This is a genomic window from Leptothoe spongobia TAU-MAC 1115 (assembly GCF_018739885.1).
Lineage (GTDB): Bacteria > Cyanobacteriota > Cyanobacteriia > Phormidesmidales > Phormidesmidaceae > Leptothoe > Leptothoe spongobia.
In genome coordinates, this window is record NZ_JADOES010000078.1 from 1 (window position 1) to 3934 (window position 3934).

Sequence of the window (3934 nt, forward strand, 5' to 3'; positions counted from 1 at the left end):
TCCCGACCTTGGGCATCAGCGCATCTTTCCTGGATACGGTTTCAATCTCTCAGGACGTGGTTAATGAAGCGTTAAAGGCGTGCAAACCGCAACTGGCGCACTTGGTCAAAACCGGACCAGCTGATAAGCCGTTCGGGCGCTTTTTCTTTTCTGATCCAGGATCGTCTCATGCCTGACCAAACGCTCAACCTGACCGGATACACGGACGTGCCTGACGGCAAGATCGCCTTTGTCGTCACTTTTCTGGAAATGATGGAAGCGCCGGCGAAACCGCTCGCGCCGGCGCGTGATGATGTCGAACTGGTCAGGTGGCACGAGCCGGATCTTGAGGCCTATCGGCGCCTGTTCCGGCAGGTGGGCGAAGACTGGATCTGGTTCGGCAGGTTGACCCATACGGACGAAGAACTTCGTCAAATGCTGGCCGACCCGGTGCGTGAAAACTACCTGCCCATGCAAGGCGATACGCCAATCGGAACGCTGGAACTGGAGTTTGGCAACCCTGAAGAACCCGAGCTTTCCTATTTCGGTCTTGTTCCGGACGCGATCGGCGGCGGTCTCGGGCGCTGGCTGATGGCGCAGGCTGTCGACATCGCCTGGTCGCGGCCGCAAACCAAGCGCCTGTGGCTGCATACCTGCACTGGTGACAGCCCGCAGGCGATGAGGTTCTATACGTCCTGCGGCTTCAAGCCCTACAAGCGGTCCATCGAGATCGACGACGACCCGAGGCTTCTCGGGCTCTACCCGTACGAGACGGCTCCGCATGTACCCGTGATCAAGGGGTAGATGGCACGAGGTAAACGCGTAAATTGCACACGCTTCGAGACTGCGTATCGCGCTTCCTCGAAATGAAGCGGGATAAGTTCGCATCGCCCATTTCAGAGCAATTTCCGCGGTCATCCCCGACTTGATCGGGGATCCACTCGTTTCCAGAGCCGAAGATGCGCGCCAGCAAGGCTCTGCAATCGCTTCACCAATCTATCAAGCCGGTCGCTATCGAGATCTGGATTGGATCCCCGATCAAGTCGGGGATGACCTTGGTGTGAGAAATTGTGCCGATGGCGCGGTTTGAACCATTCCAGCTACGACCTGGGTTCGCTGCGCTCACGCTGATCTCTGGTTTCCGGATCGGCGTTCGGCAGTGCCTCACTTGTCCGGAATGACCGACGGAGAGCGACGGTGCCGGAGGGTGAGGGCTTGACCAATGTTTGACGGCGCTGTCAGAGCGCTTTCTTTTGAAACAATTCACGCAAGCTTTGTGCAGAAAGACCAAAACAAAGGAAACACCGTCCTTCCAGACAAGTGCAGCGGAGCTGCGCGCAGATCTGGAATCCAGATATCATTCGCGCTGTAGGCGCGGCCCAATCAAGCCCAGCTACGACATGGGTTCGCGGCGCTCACGTTGACCACTTTTTTCCGGATCAACGTTCGGCTGTGCCTCACTTGTCCTGACTGACTGGCGGGGATGACGTGGAGGCAAAAGATTAAGCGGATTTCGGCTTCAGGCGCTCATCTTGACCCGTTCGGGGAAGGCTTCGGCGATCGCCTGGCGGTTAGGTTCCAGAACGCCACGCTCAGTGATCAGGCCCGTAACCAGCCGGGCCGGGGTGACGTCGAACGCCGGGTTGCCGACATCGGATCCCTCGGCGACGATGTTGATCGTCTGGATATCGCCGCGATCTGTCCGTCCCGTCATCTGGCTGACTTCGCTTCCCGCCCTTTCCTCGATCGGAATTTCGCGGACACCGTCGGACAGGGCACAGTCGATCGTCGGCGAGGGCAGGGCGACATAGAAGGGCACATCATTGTCCCTGGCGGCCAAGGCTTTCAGATATGTGCCGAACTTGTTGCGGACATCGCCGCTTGCCGTCGTCCGGTCGGTTCCGGTGATCACCATGTCAACCTGGCCATGCTGCATCAGGTGCCCGCCGGCGTTGTCGACGATAACCGTATGCGGCACCCCGTGATGGCCGAGTTCCCATGCTGTCAGGAATGCGCCCTGGTTCCTGGGGCGGGTTTCATCCACCCAGACGTGAACCGGGATGCCGCCGTCGTGGGACATGTAGACCGGAGCAGTCGCCGTTCCCCAGTCGACCGTGGCAAGCCAGCCGGCGTTGCAATGGGTGAGGATGTTGACCGGTTCACCCTTGCGCTTGGTTTCGGAAATGGCGGCGATCAGTTCCATGCCATGCATGCCGATGGCCATGTTGATGCCGATGTCCTCGTCGCAGATTTCGTTGGCAAGCGTGAAGGCGGCCGCGGCGCGCAGGGCGGGAGCCACCTGGATGAGGCTCTTGCGGGCGCGATCCAGTGCCCAGTGAAGGTTCACGGCCGTCGGACGCGTTTGCAATAGAGCGGAGCAGGCGTTGTGCAGAGCTTCATCGGAGGAGTCTGCCCGCATCGCCAGGGCGACGCCGTAGGCGGCTGTCGCTCCGATCAGCGGTGCCCCGCGAACCTGCATCACCCGGATGGCATGGGCTGCGTCTTCCATCGTGTGCAGCTTGATGATTTCAAAAGCGTAGGGAAACTTGGTCTGGTCGATGATCTCGACGCTGCCTCCGTCCTGAGCGAGCCAGATCGTGCGGTATTTCTTGCCATCAACATTCATGACGCAGTCTCCCCGTGGCTGGTGGACGACAAACATTCTAACTTTGCATAACCCATGATTTGGAGTGAAGCCAGCGCCGCCTTGCTGGCGTTACGGTTAATTTTCCCCTAAGCTTTGTTAACCATTTTGAGATCATTGCCGGTGGATAGGCGGCAGGTGACGGCGGAGCGCCGTTCTGCCCCTGCGCGAGTCGGTTAAGACTCGGGGTCAGAGACGGCAGAAGAACGGAGCCAGGCGCCTTATGTCTGAAATGCAGGATAACGTTGTCCCACACACGCGTATTCGCTCCTTGCGCGATGCCATCCGCAAGGTGCAGCTGGGCGAAGTCGAAAGATCGGACGTGGTTGTCGAATTGCAGGACACGGAACGGGCGCGGCTCGACATGCTGGCCGACGAATTGAAGGACGTCTTCAAGGAGATACCGGAGGATGACGACCAGTTTTCCCTGCAGATCATTTCCGGGTCCACGCCGCGTCTGTGGATCGATGCGACCAGCCACGTCGCCGTAGGAGGGGACCGCAAGACCTATCGATTCCTCAAGGACACGCGCCTCGGCCGGGTCGTCATCCTGGAGACGGCGAATATCGACGATATGGCCGACTGTTTGACCGAATACATCGCGGAACGCGTGATCGAACGCGAAAAAGCTCTTGAAGGCGACTGGCTGAACAACCGTCTGAAGGAAGTCGCGCAGGAGTCCAAGGTCGTCCGGGTGCGCGAAAGCAGAACGTCCTGGCTTGCAGTTGCCGGCGCATTCGGCATTGGGATTGCCGCAGGCGTCGTCGGCCTTATTGCCTTCGCCTGGTTTTCCAACCCGATTTGACATCCGTTGCCATTCCGTCGCTTGAGCCGCTGCTTTGCGTTTTACCTCAATACGGCTCTCGTGAGACGATCTCCAGTCAGTCAACTTGTCATTCCGGCTGCGGCGCAGCGGAAGGCCGGAACCCAGTCCTCTTTGTGGCTTGAGTTGGAAAAGACCGAGTGGTTTTTGCCTGGGGTCGAACGGGCCATTTGGTTGCTGAACACTGGTAACCTCTCCCATCGGGAGAGTGGATTTTCGCTTCGGCCCGTGCGCAACAGCCCTCCGCGCTTCGTCAGAATGTGGTCTTTGCCGCGGTGAGACATGAAACCGTCTGATCCCGTCCGAAACCAAGTCGGGATACGGAATTTGTTCCCGTCGTTGTCATCCCGGTTTGCTGCGCAGGCCGCAAGACCGGGCGCCAGTACTCCGTGGTGGCGAAAGGGGCCGCTAGTGCGGTGGATTTGAAGTTCGCATCATTGCTCCTGGAACCGCCGGAGCGAACGGCAGAGTCAGGTGATGAGCGCGGG

The 3934-nt window shown here is 59.2% G+C and carries 3 protein-coding genes; 2 read left to right on the forward strand and 1 reads right to left on the reverse strand.

The annotated features are described in order from the left end of the window. The first annotated feature begins 168 nt into the window (after window positions 1-168). Window positions 169-783, forward strand: coding sequence for a GNAT family N-acetyltransferase (locus IXB50_RS21820; RefSeq protein WP_215611111.1), 615 nt, complete (start codon window positions 169-171; stop codon window positions 781-783). A gap of 715 nt (window positions 784-1498) precedes the next feature. Here the strand turns inward: IXB50_RS21820 and mtnA are convergent. Next, entirely contained in the window at window positions 1499-2605 is a 1107-nt protein-coding gene (gene mtnA / locus IXB50_RS21825) for an S-methyl-5-thioribose-1-phosphate isomerase (RefSeq protein ID WP_215611112.1), read from the reverse strand. 241 nt (window positions 2606-2846) lie between these two features. On the opposite strand from mtnA, the gene IXB50_RS21830 reads away from it, so the two are divergent. Next, window positions 2847-3428, forward strand: a complete 582-nt coding sequence (locus IXB50_RS21830; RefSeq protein ID WP_215611113.1) for a hypothetical protein — start codon at window positions 2847-2849, stop codon at window positions 3426-3428. The last annotated feature ends 506 nt before the right edge of the window (window positions 3429-3934 follow it).

What these genes read in the sequence shown, in the direction of transcription:
- IXB50_RS21830 (WP_215611113.1), top strand. Translation starts at nt 2,847, where the DNA reads ATGTCTGAAATGCAGGATAACGTTGTCCCACACACGCGTATTCGCTCC.
- IXB50_RS21820 (WP_215611111.1), top strand. Translation starts at nt 169, where the DNA reads ATGCCTGACCAAACGCTCAACCTGACCGGATACACGGACGTGCCTGAC.
- mtnA (WP_215611112.1), bottom strand. Translation starts at nt 2,605, where the DNA reads ATGAATGTTGATGGCAAGAAATACCGCACGATCTGGCTCGCTCAGGAC.